12 protein-coding genes and 2 pseudogenes are annotated in these 15,614 nt (G+C 66.8%); 9 read left to right on the top strand and 5 right to left on the bottom strand.

Translation table 11 applies throughout. The features are described 5' to 3' along the window. Positions 1-21 precede the first annotated feature (21 nt). The 4 genes and pseudogenes from hisN to BST13_RS38720 all read left to right on the top strand — a co-directional run. Positions 22-804, top strand: coding sequence for a histidinol-phosphatase (gene hisN, locus BST13_RS18310; protein WP_083165446.1), 783 nt, complete (start codon positions 22-24; stop codon positions 802-804). Positions 805-908: 104 nt separating this feature from the next. After that, entirely contained in the window at positions 909-2,306 is a 1,398-nt protein-coding gene (locus BST13_RS18315; RefSeq protein WP_083165447.1) for an acyl-CoA dehydrogenase family protein, read from the top strand. Between the two features lie 30 nt (positions 2,307-2,336). Further along, positions 2,337-3,557 (top strand): acyl-CoA dehydrogenase family protein, encoded by a 1,221-nt coding sequence (locus tag BST13_RS18320; protein ID WP_083165448.1) that lies wholly within the window; start codon positions 2,337-2,339, stop codon positions 3,555-3,557. Between the two features lie 71 nt (positions 3,558-3,628). Beyond that, positions 3,629-3,775, top strand: a pseudogene (locus BST13_RS38720) (oxidoreductase); the annotation flags it as partial. A gap of 19 nt (positions 3,776-3,794) precedes the next feature. Here the strand turns inward: BST13_RS38720 and tnpB are convergent. Further along, positions 3,795-5,177: an IS607 family element RNA-guided endonuclease TnpB gene (gene tnpB, locus BST13_RS18325; protein ID WP_083165449.1), complete on the bottom strand. Its 1,383-nt coding sequence runs from the start codon at positions 5,175-5,177 to the stop codon at positions 3,795-3,797. Position 5,178: 1 nt separating this feature from the next. Beyond that, on the bottom strand, positions 5,179-5,703 hold the full coding sequence (locus BST13_RS18330) for a recombinase family protein (RefSeq protein WP_083165450.1): 525 nt from the start codon (positions 5,701-5,703) through the stop codon (positions 5,179-5,181). 38 nt (positions 5,704-5,741) lie between these two features. Between BST13_RS18330 and BST13_RS18335 the strand changes: the two are divergent. Further along, a pseudogene (locus tag BST13_RS18335) lies at positions 5,742-6,436 on the top strand (alcohol dehydrogenase catalytic domain-containing protein); the annotation flags it as partial. A 64-nt stretch (positions 6,437-6,500) separates the two neighbouring features. On the opposite strand, the gene BST13_RS18340 reads toward BST13_RS18335, so the two are convergent. After that, complete coding sequence (locus tag BST13_RS18340) at positions 6,501-7,478, bottom strand: esterase family protein (RefSeq protein ID WP_083165451.1); 978 nt, start codon at positions 7,476-7,478, stop codon at positions 6,501-6,503. Between the two features lie 436 nt (positions 7,479-7,914). On the opposite strand from BST13_RS18340, the gene BST13_RS18345 reads away from it, so the two are divergent. After that, positions 7,915-9,081, top strand: coding sequence for an acyl-CoA dehydrogenase family protein (locus tag BST13_RS18345; RefSeq protein WP_083165452.1), 1,167 nt, complete (start codon positions 7,915-7,917; stop codon positions 9,079-9,081). A 4-nt stretch (positions 9,082-9,085) separates the two neighbouring features. On the opposite strand, the gene BST13_RS18350 is transcribed toward BST13_RS18345, so the two are convergent. Together BST13_RS18350 and BST13_RS18355 are read right to left on the bottom strand one after the other, a co-directional pair. Next, positions 9,086-11,275 carry an MDR family MFS transporter gene (locus tag BST13_RS18350; protein ID WP_083165531.1) on the bottom strand — a complete coding sequence of 730 codons (2,190 nt, stop codon included), beginning with the start codon at positions 11,273-11,275 and terminating at the stop codon, positions 9,086-9,088. 14 nt (positions 11,276-11,289) lie between these two features. Next, positions 11,290-11,847 carry a type 1 glutamine amidotransferase domain-containing protein gene (locus BST13_RS18355; protein WP_083165453.1) on the bottom strand — a complete coding sequence of 186 codons (558 nt, stop codon included), beginning with the start codon at positions 11,845-11,847 and terminating at the stop codon, positions 11,290-11,292. Positions 11,848-12,090: 243 nt separating this feature from the next. Between BST13_RS18355 and BST13_RS18360 the strand changes: the two genes are divergently transcribed. Genes BST13_RS18360 through BST13_RS18370 form a run of 3 tightly spaced genes read left to right on the top strand, consistent with a single transcriptional unit; the run spans position 12,091 to position 15,613 of the window. Next, a complete protein-coding gene (locus BST13_RS18360) occupies positions 12,091-13,188 on the top strand; it encodes a homogentisate 1,2-dioxygenase (RefSeq protein ID WP_083165454.1) in 1,098 nt (365 codons plus the stop codon). Next, a complete protein-coding gene (locus BST13_RS18365; protein WP_083165455.1) occupies positions 13,185-14,411 on the top strand; it encodes an alpha/beta hydrolase family protein in 1,227 nt (408 codons plus the stop codon). The genes BST13_RS18360 and BST13_RS18365 overlap by 4 nt, the downstream gene beginning before the upstream one ends. After that, positions 14,408-15,613: a CaiB/BaiF CoA transferase family protein gene (locus BST13_RS18370; RefSeq protein ID WP_083165456.1), complete on the top strand. Its 1,206-nt coding sequence runs from the start codon at positions 14,408-14,410 to the stop codon at positions 15,611-15,613. The genes BST13_RS18365 and BST13_RS18370 overlap by 4 nt, the downstream gene beginning before the upstream one ends. Position 15,614 lies beyond the last annotated feature (1 nt).

The following is a 15,614-nucleotide window of genomic DNA, read 5'->3' on the forward strand; positions in this document are numbered from 1 at the left end:
GGCCATGGTAGGACTGCTGCCATGAGCACCTCCGCAGATGACTTGACCCTGGCACTCGCATTGGCCGATCAGGCCGACGCTCTGACCATGGCCCGCTTCGGCGCCCTGGACCTGCGCGTCGAAACCAAACCGGATCTGACGCCCGTCACCGACGCCGACCGCGGTGCCGAGGAATCACTGCGCGCGACGCTGGCCCAAGCACGGCCGGAGGACTCGGTGTTCGGCGAAGAGTTCGGTGGCACAACCACTTTGACCGGCCGGCAGTGGGTTCTGGATCCGATCGACGGCACCAAGAACTTCGTCCGCGGCGTGCCTGTGTGGTGCACGCTGATCGCCCTGCTGGTGGACGGCACGCCGACCGTCGGCGTTGTCAGCGCACCGGCCCTGGCGCGTCGCTGGTGGGCCGGTGCGGGCCAGGGCGCGTTCGGTTCGTTCGCCGGGCAGACCCGCAAGCTGGCCGTCTCCGGCATCAGCGACCTGGCCTCGGCAAGCCTGTCGTATTCCGACCTGACCACCGGTTGGGAAGACCGCCGGGACCGCTTTGTCGAGCTGACCGACGCAGTGTGGCGAGTGCGGGCCTACGGGGACTTCTGGTCCTACTGCATGGTCGCCGAGGGCGCCGTGGACATCGCTTGCGAGCCCGAGGTGAAGCTGTGGGACATCGCCCCGCTCGACATCCTCATCCGCGAGGCCGGAGGGGTGTTCACCAGCATCGACGGCGCCGACGGACCGCACGGCGGCAGCGCGTTGGCGACCAATGGACAGCTGCACGCGGAGGTGCTCAAGCGGCTGTCGGCAAGCTGAGCCGAGCCGTGTGACGGGTGTGAAGTTGGTTACAACCGCGCCGTACCTTACTCCGGAGTAAGATACGGTCATGGCGTCGCCACTCCCAACTAGAGGCAGCTGACATGACCAACACCCTGCCGTCCAAGAACGGCTCTGCACCCCGTCCCCAGCGGTCCGCCCGGCCGAGCGCCGTGGGCCTGCACAAGCACAAGCGGACAGCGACCGACATCGGGTTGGCGCTGATCACCCCGATCGTCGGCCAGGAGTTCCTGGACCGCTACGGATTGCGCGACCCGCTCAACCGCGGCCTGAAATACGGTGTGAAGCAGGTATTTTCAACCGCGGGCGCGGCCACCCGGCAGTTCAAGCGGGTTCAGGGCGTGGGTAAGGCACCCACCCGGCTCAAGCCCAGCGGCGCCGATTACTTCGACCTGACGCCCGACGACGACCAGAAGATGATCGTCGAAACCGTCAACGAGTTCGCCGAAGAGATCCTGCGGCCCGCGGCCCACGACGCCGACGAAGCCGCCACCTATCCGGCCGACCTGATCGCCAAGGCCGCCGAGCTGGGCATCACCGCCGTCAACGTTCCCGAGGACTTCGACGGCATCGCCGAGCACCGCAGCACGGTCACCAATGCACTGGTCGCCGAGGCACTGGCCTACGGCGACATGGGCCTGGCCCTGCCGATCCTGGCGCCCGGCGGCGTCGCCGCAGCGCTGACCCACTGGGGCAGCGCGGACCAGCAGGCCACCTACCTCACGGAGTTCGCGAGCGAGAACGTGCCGCAGGGGTGTGTGGCGATCGCCGAACCGCACGCGCTGTTCGACCCCACCGCGCTCAAGACCACTGCGGTCCGCACTCCCAGCGGCTACCGCCTGTCCGGCGTGAAGTCTCTGGTGCCGGCCGCCGCCGATGCCGAATTGTTCATCGTCGCAGCACAACTCAATGGCAAGCCGGCCCTCTTCATCGTCGAGGCGGCGTCGGCAGGGCTGACCGTCAAGGCCGATCCCAGCATGGGTATCCGCGCGGCCGCGCTCGGTCAGGTCGAACTCGACAACGTGGCGGTGCCGTTGAGCGCCCGGCTCGGTGAGGACGACGCGACCGACGAGGATTACTTGGAGGCCATCGCACTCTCGCGGCTCGGCTGGGCGGCGCTCGCGGTAGGCACGTCGCACGCCGTGCTGGACTACGTGATTCCCTACATCAAGGAACGCCACGCCTTCGGCGAGCCCATCGCCCACCGCCAGTCGGTGGCGTTCATGACCGCCAACATCGCCATCGAACTCGACGGCCTGCGGCTGATCACCTGGCGCGGCGCGGCCCGCGCCGAACAGGGTCTGCCGTTCGCCCGCGAGGCCGCACTGGCCAAGAAGCTCGGCACCGACAAGGGCATGCAGATCGGTCTGGACGGCGTCCAGCTGCTCGGCGGCCACGGCTACACCAAGGAACACCCGGTCGAGCGCTGGTACCGCGATCTGCGGGCCATCGGCGTCGCCGAGGGTGTCGTAGTCATCTAGCCCAGCGGTCCTCCAAGCGAAAGACACATCATGGCAATCAATTTGGAAATGCCCCGCAAGCTCCAAGCGGTCATCGAGAAGGGCCATCAGGGCGCCGCGGAGATGCTTCGCCCCATCTCGCGCAAGTACGACCTGGCCGAGCACGCCTATCCCGTCGAACTCGACACCCTGGCCAACCTGTTCGAGGGCATCTCGAGCGCCAAGACCATCTCGTTCGCGGGTGCCGAGGCATTCCGCGACGACGCCAACGGCGACGGTCAGAAGACCACGGTCAACGGTGCCAACATGTCGGCTCTGCTCAACGCCCTCGAAATCAGCTGGGGCGATGTGGCATTGCTGTTGTCGGTGCCGCGCCAAGGCCTGGGCAACGCGGCCATCTCGTCGGTCGCCACCCCTGAGCAGCTGGAGCGGCTCGGCAAGGACGTGTGGGCCGCGATGGCCATCACCGAACCGGGCTTCGGCTCAGACTCGGCGGCGGTGAGCACGACGGCCGTGCTCGACGGCGACGAGTATGTGATCAACGGCGAGAAGATCTTCGTCACCGCGGGCTCGCGCGCCACCCACATCGTGGTGTGGGCGACGCTGGACAAGTCACTCGGCCGGGCGGCGATCAAGTCGTTCATCGTGCCGCGCGAACACCCCGGTGTCACCGTGGAGCGCCTCGAGCACAAGCTCGGTATCAAGGCCTCCGACACCGCGGTGATCCGCTTCGAAAACGCCCGCATCCCCAAGGACAACCTGCTGGGCGATCCGGAGATCCACGTGGAGAAGGGCTTTGCCGGGGTCATGGAGACCTTCGACAACACCCGTCCCATCGTGGCGGCGATGGCCGTAGGTATCGCCCGCGCCGCCCTGGAGGACCTGCGGGCCATCCTCACCGATGCCGGCGTGGAGATCTCCTACGACAAGCCCGCGCACGCGCAGAGCGCCCCCGCGGCGGAGTTCCTGCGGATGGAGGCCGACTGGGAGGCCGGTTATCTGTTGACCGTGCGCTCGGCGTGGCAGGCCGACAACAGCATCCCGAACTCCAAAGAGGCCTCGATGGGTAAGGCCAAGGCCGCCCGGGTGGCCAGCGACATCACCCTCAAGGCTGTCGAAATGGCCGGAACCGTGGGCTATTCCGAGCAGACCCTGCTGGAGAAGTGGGCCCGCGATTCCAAGATCCTCGACATCTTCGAAGGCACGCAGCAGATTCAGCAGCTGGTGGTGGCCCGCCGCCTGCTTGGCCTGTCCTCGGCCGAATTGAAGTAGGTTCTCTGCCGCAGTTCGCCCGGCGAGCAGTCCGCCATCGGCGGGGACTGCTCGGCTCATAGGGTGAGGCCATGGACACGTTTCAGGCACTCATCGCGAGACAGGACGGCGACCGCATCGACGCGGCAGTCGAGACGCTCGAGGAGTCGGCACTGCCCCCGGGCGAGGTGACCATCCGAGTGCAGTACTCCAGCGTCAACTTCAAGGATGCCGTTGCGAGTGAGTGATCGTTAGTGGTCACGTGACTCGCACCCCGTCTCGGGGTTGTTTCCCGGCCGGATGGCCGGTTCCCTTCCGCGCTTCGTCGCCACCGGCCGGGCGGGGCCCGGTCTTACGGTCGGCTCCACGCTTGACGGCGGCCCTAACTGGGCCGACGACGCTAACGGGTTCCTCGTAGCGTGCGAGGTTTACAGCGGCGTTGTCGTCGCGCTGGTGCGTTGGTGCTGAACACGCTTCACATTGCCAGTGCTCAGCCCATCCGATGTTTTGCACATGCCGACATACGTGGCAGGTTTTCGACGACGGGAACCACCGGTCGGCCACTATCAGTTGTGACCCGTACCAGCGGGTCTTGTAGGACAGGTGTCGCCGTTGTGTGCCCAGGGCGGCATCGCAGAGCCCACGTCGCCGGGCACGAGCCCCCGGCAGCCCCTTCTGCTGCAGCATTCCCGCCGCGTCCACACCTTCGACAACGATGCAGCCGTGGGTTTTGGCCAATCGTGTTGTCAGGACATGCAAATGATGCGAACGGACATCGTTGACCCGGCGATGCAGCCGGGACAGTTCGGTGGTGCGCTCACGGTAGCGTCGTGAGCCTTTCCTGCAGCGCGAGCGGGCACGGGACACGTGCCGCAACTGCGTGAGCGCCGCGTACAGCGGGCGCGGGTTGTCGACCCGTTCTATGACGGTGCCGTCCGTGGTTGCGACCGTGGCCAGGCGCCGGACCCCGACATCGACACCGACACGCGAATCGGGCCGTGCCACGCCACGCTGCTGGGGCCGCTGCACCAGGACGCGCACGCTCGCATCGAACCGGGTGCCGTTGCGGCGCACCGAGATCGCCACAACCCGCGCCCGACCCTTGCTGATGAGCCGCTCAATCCGGCGGGTGTTCTCGTGCGTCCGCACACAGCCGATCACCGGCAGGGTCAGATGCCGTCGATCTGGCTCGACCCGCATCGCCCCGGTCGTGAATGACACCCGGTCAGCGTCGCGACCCTTGCGTTTGAAGCGGGGGAACCCGACCCGTTTCCCTGCACGGGTGCCCGCACGGGAGGTTTGCCAATTCCAGTAGGCCTCGACCGCACCGGCGATGCCGTCGGCGTAGGCCTCCTTCGAGCACTCCGGCCACCACACCTCACCGCTCTCAGCGTTGACGCACACGGTGTCCTTGACGGTGTTCCACCGTTTGCGCAGCACGCGCAGCGATGGCTTCGCCGTCGCGACGCCGGTCGCATGCCAGGCTTCGATGTCGGCCTTCAAGGCCGCGACAGTCCAGTTGTATGCCTTACGCCGGGCACCGAAGTGCCTAGCCAACGCGTGGGCCTGCTCGGCGGTCGGATCCAACGTGAACCGGAACGCCTGCACACACCAGCCCTCGGGGATCTCCAACCGCGGCATCTCAGACCGCCTCCACGCCATCGGAGGCCGCAGCCGCCAGCACACGCATGGCCCAGGCCTGCGCAGCGCGATTACCCAACAGATCCGCGTACATCGATGCCAGGATCTCGGCCTTATCACCCACCAGGTCGTCATCGACCCCGGCCGAATCGACCACCACCAGCTCACGACCCTGGCAGGCACGAGCGGCTTGAACGTACTCAGAGCCGAACCGGCAGAAGCGGTCCCGGCGTCCCACCACGATCCGACTCACCATCGGGTCACCCAGCCGCGCAGCAATCAGTTCAGCCCTGGCCCACCCAGTCACCCGCACTACCTGCCGATCCAGATCCGGCTTCTGATCCGCCGAGGAAACCCGCCCGGACACCGCCGCCCTTTGCCGCGGTCCCGCAACGCTAGAAGGCTCGTCGACAACCATCAGCCGGCCCACTTTCCGGGCGGGCACCGACAACGCCCCCGCGCCCAACCAGCGATACGCGGTAACCCACGCAACACCGTTGCGCTCAGCCCACACCGCCAGATTCATACACCTGTTCCTACAACACACCACCGACAACAACCGACCACTCAGAACGCAACAGTTCGCAACCCCTCGCACTGACACCGAAAGGTGGTGTGGTGCGCGACTATCCGATCGTTCCCGGGATCGACCTGGCCGGTGAGGTGGTCGCGTCGCAGTCATCGGAATTCACGGTGGGCGACCTCGTGCTGGCGCACGGCTATCTGATCGGTACCGGCCACCACGGCGGCTACGCCGAATATGCGCGGTTGCCCGCCGATCAGGTCGTCGCACTGGGTTCCCTGACCCCGCGCGAGGGCGCGGCCATCGGCACCGCGGGGTTCACCGCCGCGATGAGCCTGCAGACCCTGTCCGATCGCGGTATCACGCCCGATGCCGGGCCGATCGTGGTGACCGGTGCGACCGGAGGGGTCGGCTCGGTGAGCGTGGATCTGCTCGCCGCCGCCGGATACGAAGTGATCGCCTCGACGGGGAAGGCCGATCAGGCCGATCGCCTGCGCGAACTCGGCGCGGCCGAGGTGATCGGGCGGCTGCCCGCCGATCCCGACGCCAAGCCCCGCCCGCTCGGCAAGACCCGCGGCGAGCGCTGTGGGAGAAACTGGGCGGCCCGCTCAAGCCACGCCACCTCGACGACATCAGCCGCGACGTCGACGTCAAGGACGTCGTCGGCGTGATCGACGACGTGCGCGCCGGACGTTTCAGCGGACGGGCGGTGGTGCGGGTCGCAGGCGGATTCTGACCGCGAAACACGAAATCGCCCAGAACACCGGAGTGTTCTGGGCGATTCTCGTTATCGCTCGGGCTTAGCCCAGGACCCGCTGCAGGTCCGGAACCATCGCCTGCAGCTCCCGGGCCCAGTAAGCCCAGTTGTGCGTGCCGTTGTCCGGGAAGTTGAACACCGCGTTGTTACCGCCGGCCGCGAGGTAGTTGTCGCGGAAGGTCTGGTTGGTGCGGATGGTCAGGCCCTCCAGGAAGGTTGCGGGCAGGTCGCCGCCACCGAGCTCGTTGGGCTGGCCGTTGCCGCAGTACACCCACAGGCGGGTGTTGTTGGCGACGAGCCTGGGGATCTGCACCATCGGGTCGTTGCGCTTCCAGGCGCTGTTCGGGTCTTCGGTCGGACCCCACATGTCGTTGGCCTTGTAGCCGCCGGCGTCACCCATGGAGATGTTGATCAGGAACGGCCACATGCCCTCGGACGGGTTCAGGAAGCCGGACAGCGAGGCCGCGTAGATGAACTGCTCCGGGTGGTAGGCAGCCAGGATCATCGAGGCCGAACCGGCCATCGACAGACCGACCGCCGCGTTGCGGGTCGCGGAGACGTCACGGTTGGCGGCCAGCCACTGGGGCAGCTCGCTGGTCAGGAAGGTCTCCCACTTGTAGGTGACGCAGCCCGACTTGCCGCATGCCGGCGAGTACCAGTCGCTGTAGAAGCTGGACTGACCGCCGACGGGCATGACCACAGACAGGCCGCTGTTGAGGAACATCTCGAACGCGTTGGTGTTGATGTCCCAGCCGTTGTAGTCGTCCTGGGCCCGCAGGCCGTCGAGCAGGTAGACCGCGTGCGAGCCGGGTCCGCCGCTCTGGAACTGAATCTTGATGTCGCGGCCCATCGACGGCGACGGGACCATCAGGTATTCCACCGGCAGGCCAGGCCGGGAGAACGCTCCCGCGGTCGCCGATCCGCCTGCCACGCCGATCAAGCCAGGCAGCAGCAGTGCTGCCATGGCCGCCACCGTAAATCGGCGCGCCCAATGGCCACGAATCTTGTCAATGAAGGTCATACTGCGAATCCGTCCATCTTCCGGTCAACTACGCCTGTACTGCGCGATCAAGGATCACCCAGCGACACGCAACGAAGGATCGCTGCAATGTCGCGCCCGCTCGGCTGAGCCCGGTGCCTCAGGGGAGCGGACCGAGAAATTTCAGTTGTTTCGCCTTGAGTAAATCATGAGGCCGCGATGAGAGAAAACCGACGGCCCGTTACGGCGCGGCACAACTCGACTTCGCAAAAAGCGACGCGACCTTTGTCTTAAGCCTCTCGTGAGGCGCGCTACCAGCCGAAACAGCAGCTGGCCTCCGCCTGCGCGGACCATCGGCAGTGGCCGCCGACGCCAATCTGTGCACAACCAGTGTCCGGAGGGTTATCCGATCGTCGCCGAGCAGATTCCAAAGGTGTCATTCAAATGACCATACTAAAAAGTATGGTAACTTTCGGCCATGCCGACACTGCCGGAAGTCGAATCGGTCATCACCGACGATTTCGTCGCACGATTGGGTGAGCGAGCCGCCGAGGCAGAGCAGTTGCGGCGACTCCCGGACGCCACGGTGGCCGACCTGACCGAGACCGGTTTCACCGAACTACTGGTCCCCCGCCGATACGGCGGTCGCGAGGAGGATTTCGCGGCGATCCTGGACCCGGTCCGCCGGATGGCTCACGGGTGCACGTCGAGCGCATGGACCATCGGCTTCTACACGCTGCACAACTGGATGCTGGCGCTGTTCGGCGAGCAAGCCCAGGAGGAGGCCTACGCAACGCGACCGTTCCTGGCTCCGGCTCCGTTGGCACCCACGGGCCGCGGGCTGCCTGCGGCGGGCGGCGTGCGGCTGTCGGGCCGGTGGTCGTGGGCGACCGGCGTGATGCACGGCAATTGGATCATCGTGGCAGCGCTGTGCGGACCGGACGACGGCCTCTACCCCGCCCTGGCTCTGCTGCCGATCGGCGACGTCACGGTCGAGGACGTCTGGCACACCGACGGCATGCGGGCCACCGGATCCAACGATGTGGTGGCCACCGACGTGTTCGTGCCGGAGCACCGGTTGGTCAAGGTGACCGACATCTATGCCGGCACTACGCCCGGCGCGGGCCTGCACGGCAGCCCGACCTACCGCTGGCCCATGGTGCCGGCGTTGGCACTGTTGGCGGCCATGCCCGCGCTCGGCAGCGCCGAACGCGTCACCGAGATCTATACACAACGGCTCGCCGAGCGCGTGCTGCCGTACGAGGGGGTCATGCAGAAGGACAAGCCGATCGCCCAGGCCCATCTGGCCGGCGCCCACGTGCGGTTACGCGCCCTGCGCGCACTGCTGGCCGACACCGTCAGCCAGGTCGAGGCCGTCGTGGCCTTTCCAGACCCGGTCGGCAGGCCCGTGCGGGCCCAGGCTCGGTTGGCCGCGGCGCACATCGTCGCCGAGTCGCGCGCAGTCATCGCCGGGCTGCTCGGCGCCGGTGGCGCAGGCATCCACTTTCTGTCCAACCCCATGCAGCGGTTCAAGCGTGACGTCGACGTCCTGGCCGGCCACGTGGTGTTCGACTACGACACCAGCCGCGAGCTGGCCGGAGCGCTCGCGCTGGGTATGAAGGTCCCTCGCACGGCGATGATCTGAGCGGTCAGCGGCGCGGCGGCCGGGGGCCCGGACGCGAGGGCGGCCCGGACTGCGGGCGGAACGGACGGGTCGGCGGTTCCACCCGAGGCTCGGCCGCCGGGGCCCGCAGGCGCGTCGTGGGCGGTACGGCGACCGGTCGGCGCGACGGGCCGAGTTTCATCGGCCTGGTCTCGTCGTGCGCGCGATCGCGCTCCATGAGTACACCTCGGGCGACGCGGTCGAGCGCACCTTGCACCTGGAGGCGATCCGGCCGGCCTTGGAAATCCGGAGACTGCGCGAGGCTCTCGGTGAGCCAGCTGGAGATGACGTTGCGCGCCGAGCTGATCTCCGCGGCACCGGCCGGTGTCAGGGAGAACTCGTGCCCCTCGCGCGTCGCAAAACCGGTGGCGACCAGCCGGTCGAACGCCGGCTCCAGAATCTGCCGAGGTACCCGTCGCTCGTCGGCGATATCGAGCAGGTTCGCGGCCCCGGTGACCGCGGCGTAGCGGTAGATCTGGATCAGCGCCCACAGCTGCGCAGTGTCCAGGAGGCTGCGCGGCGAATGCGCCAGGGCTTCGAGGTCGACGCCGTGACTGCGTTGCAGCAGCCGCCCGATCGCGACTTCGAGCACCTTCTCCGGCGGTTCGGTGGTCGGCATGGCGAAGCCCTCGCCCATGTCCGTACTGCCGCTGGCCGCGGTGTCGCGGAGCGGAACCTGCTTGAGGAACAGCGCCAGCACGAAACCGACCACCGCGAACGGCGCTGCGAACAGGAAGACCCGCGTCAGCGAGTCGGCGTAGGCGTTGACGATCGGGGCCGCGATGTCGTGTGGCAGGCGGTGCAGCACCTGTGGCGACGTCGCAGCGTCGGGCGGCACGTGACTGATGGCCATTGCCGAGGGAAGCCGGTCGTCCAAGAAGTTCGCGAACAGCGAGCCGAAGATGGCGGCCCCGAACGAGCTGCCGATGGTGCGGAAGAACGTCACGCCGGAGGTGGCGACGCCGAGATCGCTGAATTCGACGGTGTTCTGTACCACCAGGATGAGCACCTGCATGCTCAGGCCTATCCCCGTGCCGAGAACAAGCAGGTCCAGCGACTGGATCAGCGTCGAGGTGTCGGCATCCATCCGCGACAACAGCACGAATCCGAGCGCCATGATGGCCGTGCCGATGATCGGGAAGATCTTGTACTTGCCGCTGCGGCCGACGAGAACACCGCTGCCCAACGAGGTCACCAGCAGGCCGGCGACCATGGGCAAGGTCCGCAGCCCGGAGGCGGTGGCCGAGACCCCGTCGACGAACTGCATGTAGGTCGGCAGGAAGGTCAGCGCGCCGAGCATCGCGAACCCGACGACGAAGGACAGCACGCAGCAGACCGTGAAGACCGGGTTGGAGAACAACCGGATGGGCAGCACCGGTTCGGTCGCACGGCGCTCGACCATGACGAAGGCCACCAGTGCCACCAGGGACCCGATGAACAGCCCGACGATCGTCGGCGAGCCCCACCCGTAGGTGGTGCCGCCCCAACTGGTGGCCAGGGTCAGGCCCGCAGCGCCGAGACCGACCAGGACGATGCCCGCGTAGTCGAGGACGGGTCTTGCGGTGCGTTCGAGGGCGGGTATCGCGACCGCCGCGATCGCGATGACGACGATCGCCACCGGAACGTTGATCCAGAATGCCCACCGCCAACTCAGGTGGTCGGTGAACAGGCCTCCGAGCAACGGGCCGACCACGGTGGTGACACCGAACACCGCGCCCAGCGCGCCCTGGTAACGGCCGCGTTCACGAAGGGGTATCACCTCACCGATGACCGCGACGGCCGTCACCGTGATGGCACCGCCGCCGAGTCCCTGCAGCGCCCGAGAAGCGACGAGCATCCCCATCGACTGCGCCGAACCGCACAGCACCGATCCGGCAAGGAACAGCAGGATGGCAACCTGGAACACCTTCTTGCGGCCGAAGATGTCCCCCAGCTTGCCCACCACCGCCGTGACGATCGTCGAGGCGAGCAGATAGCTGGTGACCACCCACGCCTGGTGTCCGGCACCGCCGAGATCGGCGACGACAGTGGGCAACGCGGTCGCCACGATCGTCTGGTCGAGGGCCGCCAAGAGCATGCCCAGCACCACGGCCAGGAAGACGAAGTTGCGTTGCCGAAGACTCGACGACGCGGCGACGGCCGGGTCTGCCGCGTCGGTCGAGGCACGATCTCTCATGACTCGACCCGTGTTCACGTCTGTGCGGGAGTACTCGCCAACTCGTCGGTGATCGCCTCACAGAACGCAGGCAGATCCTGCGGGGACCGGCTGGTGATCAGGTTGCCGTCGACGCAGACCTGCTTGTCGACGACCGTGGCCCCGGCGTTGCGGAGATCGGTGCGGATGCTCGGATAGCTGGTCAATGTGCGATCCCGAACGACGCCGGCTTCCACGAGGGTCCACGGTCCGTGACAGATCGCCGCAACGGGCTTGCCCGAGCGGACGAAGTCGCGGACGAACGCCACGGCGGATTCGTCGAGTCTGAGCTTGTCGGGGTTGACGGTGCCCCCCGGCAGGATCAGTGCGTCGTAGTCGTCGACTTTCGCGTCGGCGACTTCGCGGTCGACGGGAAAGCTGCCTGCCGGTTCGAGATCGTGGTCGCGGGCCTGAATTTCACCCGACTTGAGTGACAGCAGGTCGACCCGGGCACCGGCGTTCTCGACCGCGGTGCGGGGCTGCTCGAGTTCGATGCGCTCCACGCCGTCGGCAGCCAATATGCCGATCCTGCGACCTTGCAGTTCCTTGGGCATGCGAGTCCTTTCGTCATTCGCGACGTCGCCGGCGAGATCGCCTGTGCGCCGCGCTGATACGGGTTACAGCGTGAAGGAAGTCGCGGCGTCAACTTCGGCGAAAGGTATCCGCGACTTCCTCCGTGGGAGCTGGCTACCCCGCGCCGAGGACACTGAAACTCCGCGCGACGAACCCTTGCGAAGCACCGGAAAGAAAAGTAACGTCACTTTCAGTTTTGGTCGCTCGTCCCCTGGGAGCCTGGTATGGAATCGTTCGTCCACCTGCGCAAAGGCAAAACACCGAAGCGTGTACACGCCGACCTCGACGGCCTCAAGGACGACGAACTCGGGCGCGGTGGTTTCGTCGGGCGCACCGCCAACATGTACCGGCGCAACGACCCCACCGCCTACCGCACCGTCGGACCGCTGCGCCCCACCGACGTGCTGTCCTCAGAACTCAAGCCCGCCGACGCGAGCGATGCCCAGGGCGGCCCCCTGCTGATGTTCTCCAATGCCGACAGTCAGGTGTTGTTGAGCCGACGCAGCGAGGCGATGCCCTTCTTCGCCCGCTACGTCGACGGCGACCTACTGCTGTTCGTGCACAAAGGATCCGGGCTCCTGGAGACGGAGTTCGGCCCGCTGCGCTACCGCGACGGCGACTGGGTGTACATCCCGAAAGCGTGCACGTTCCGTCAGGTGCCCGACACCGAAAACACATGGCTGATGATCCAGGCGACCGACGATTTCCGGGTGCCGCCCGCCGGCACGCTGGGCCGGCACTTCCCGTTCGACCCGGCGCAGGTGACGATCCCGGAACCGTCCCCCATCGACGATGACGGCAGAGACGAGTACGAGGTACGTCTCTACCACGAAGGCGGCCCGACATCTCTGTTCTACCAACACCATCCGCTCGACGTGGAGGGCTGGCGCGGCGACAACTTCCCGTTCACGTTCAACATCGAGGACTACACCGTCATCACGTCCGAGAGCGTGCACCTGCCGCCGACGGTGCACCTGTTCATGCAGGCCACCGGGGTATACGTGATGAATTTCCTGCCCAAGCCCGCCGAGAGCGTGCCTGGCACCGAGCGCACCCCGTGGTATCACCGCAATGTGGACTACGATGAGATCGCGTTCTTCCACGCCGGCTCCCTCTATGGCATCCCCATGCCGCCTGGCCTGATTTCCCATGCGCCGCAAGGAGTTCACCACGGCGCGCCGGAGAAGGCGCGGGAGCGGGCCCGCCGCAAGTTCGACGAGTACGACCGGGTCGACTGGTCGGTGATCGCCATCGACACCCGGCGCAGGCTCACACCGTCCGCCGAGATTCTTGCCAACGACCTAGGGCAGCACCAGAAATGACAACCATCGACGCACCCGTGAAGCACGAATACGATCGGATCCCGTATCTGGTTGCCTACCAAAATAATTCGGCTGTGCGCGATGTGTACGGCGGAGTGGCCGAGCTGGTGGTGCTGGAGAGTTATCTACTCAAACCGAAGACCAAGCCGTCGGAGACGGTTTTGGTGTTCATGCACCCGATCGGCGGCGGCGCCTATCTGCCGATGATCAACGCGCTGGCCCGCGCCGGACATCACGTCATCTACTGCAACAGCCGCTTTCGCGGCACCGACTCCGCACTATTGATGGAGAAGGTCGTCGAAGACCTCGGCGAGTGCATCAAGGACGCCAAGAACCGGTTGGGGTACTCGAAAGTGGTCCTCGCCGGCTGGAGCGGCGGCGGGTCGCTGTCGGTGTTCTACCAGCAGCAGGCCCAGAACCCGACGGTGACGGCCAGCCCGTCCGGCGACGGCCCCGACCTGACCACGCTCGGCCTCATTCCTGCCGACGGCATCATGCTGCTGGCCGCGCACATCAGCAGGCACGGCACCATGACCGAATGGATGGACGCCTCGATCCTCGACGAGAGCGATCCGTCGAAGCGTGACCCCGAGCTGGACCTGTACAACCCCGACAATCCGAATCAGCCGCCATACACCGCCGAGTTCCTCGAGCGCTATCACGCGGCACAGATCGACCGGAATCGGCGAATCACCAGGTGGGTCAAAGAAAAGCTCGCCGAACTCAAGGCGGCGGGCCGCCCCGATGACGAATTCGCCTTCGTCGTGCACGGCACCATGGCCGACCCGCGCTGGCTCGATCCGACGGTCGATCCCAACGAACGCACCCCGGGACAGTGCTATCTGGGCGATCCTCAGGTGGTGAACATGAGCCCGGTCGGCCTCGCCCGATTCTGCACGCTGCGCAGCTGGCTGTCGCAATGGAGCTATGACGACGCCAACGGTGACGCGGTCAAGGCGGGCCCGGACATCGCCGTACCAGCGCTGGTGATCGGCAACCTCGCCGATGACGCCTGCACGCCCAGCCACACCCGTCGCCTGTACGAGGCGATCGGGCATCCGGACAAGGAGATGCACGAGATTCCCGGCGCCAACCACTACTACTCGGGGCCCGATCAGCGCGACAAGCTGCGCCACGCCGTCGACATCTGCACGGACTGGCTGCACCGGCACGGGTTCTCATCGGAGGGCAGGAGCACAGCGACCGTGGGTTCAGCACAGTGAACGCGACCGGGGCACTGGACGGTGTCAGGGTGCTCGAACTCGGCACCTTGATCTCAGGGCCGTTCGCCGGCCGGCTGCTGGGCGACATGGGCGCCGAGGTCATCAAGGTCGAGCTGCCCGGCAGCCCGGATCCGCTGCGCACCTGGGGCCAGGCGGAACTCGACGGGCACCACTTCTTCTGGACGGTGCATGCGCGCAACAAGAAGGCCATCACCCTGGACCTGCGCACCGACCGGGGCCGCGAGCTGTTTCTCGATCTGGTCGACCGCTCCGACATCATCGTGGAGAACTTCCGGCCCGGCACGCTGGAGAAGTGGAATCTGGGCTACGACGTCCTGCGCGAGCGCAACAAGGGCATCATCTTGGTGCGGGTGTCCGGGTACGGGCAGACCGGACCGGAGGCGGGCAAGGCGGGCTACGCCTCGGTCGCCGAGGCGGCCAGCGGCCTGCGGCACATGAACGGCTTTCCCGGCGGCCCTCCCCCACGCCTGGCGTTGTCGTTGGGCGACAGCCTCGCCGGCATGTTCGCCGCCCAGGGGGCGCTGGCGGCGCTGTACCGCCGCAGCGTCACCGGTGAAGGACAGGTGGTGGACACCGCGCTGACCGAATCGTGTTTGGCCATCCAAGAATCCACCATCCCGGACTACGACACCGCAGGTGTGGTCCGCGGGCCGTCGGGTACGCGGCTCGAAGGTATCGCGCCGTCGAACATCTATCAGAGCGCCAATGGCAGCTGGGTGGTGATCGCGGCCAACCAGGACACCGTGTTCCGGAGGCTGTGCACTGCGATGGGCCGTCCGGAACTGGCCACCGACGACCGGTTCGCCGATCACCTTGCGCGCGGCCGCAATCAAGACGAACTGGACAAGATCATCGGCGCGTGGGCGGCCGAGCGCCAGCCGTCGGAAATCATCGAGACCCTGTCGCAGGCCGGAGTGATCTCCGGTCCCATCAACACCGTCGCCGAGGTGATCGAGGACCCACAATTGCAGGCCCGCGGCATGATCGCCGATCACTGGGACGAACGGATCGGCCGCAACGTCAAGGGTCCCGGCATCGTGCCGGTGCTGTCCGAATCGCCTGGCAGCATCCGCAACGCCGGACCGGCGCGCCCGGGTCAGCACAATGACGACGTGTACGGCGGCCTGCTGGGCCTCGGGGCCGACGAACTGGAGAAACTGCGCACCGAGGGGGTGCTGTGAA

The sequence above is a fragment of the Mycobacterium aquaticum genome (assembly GCF_002086485.1).
GTDB lineage: Bacteria > Actinomycetota > Actinomycetes > Mycobacteriales > Mycobacteriaceae > Mycobacterium > Mycobacterium aquaticum.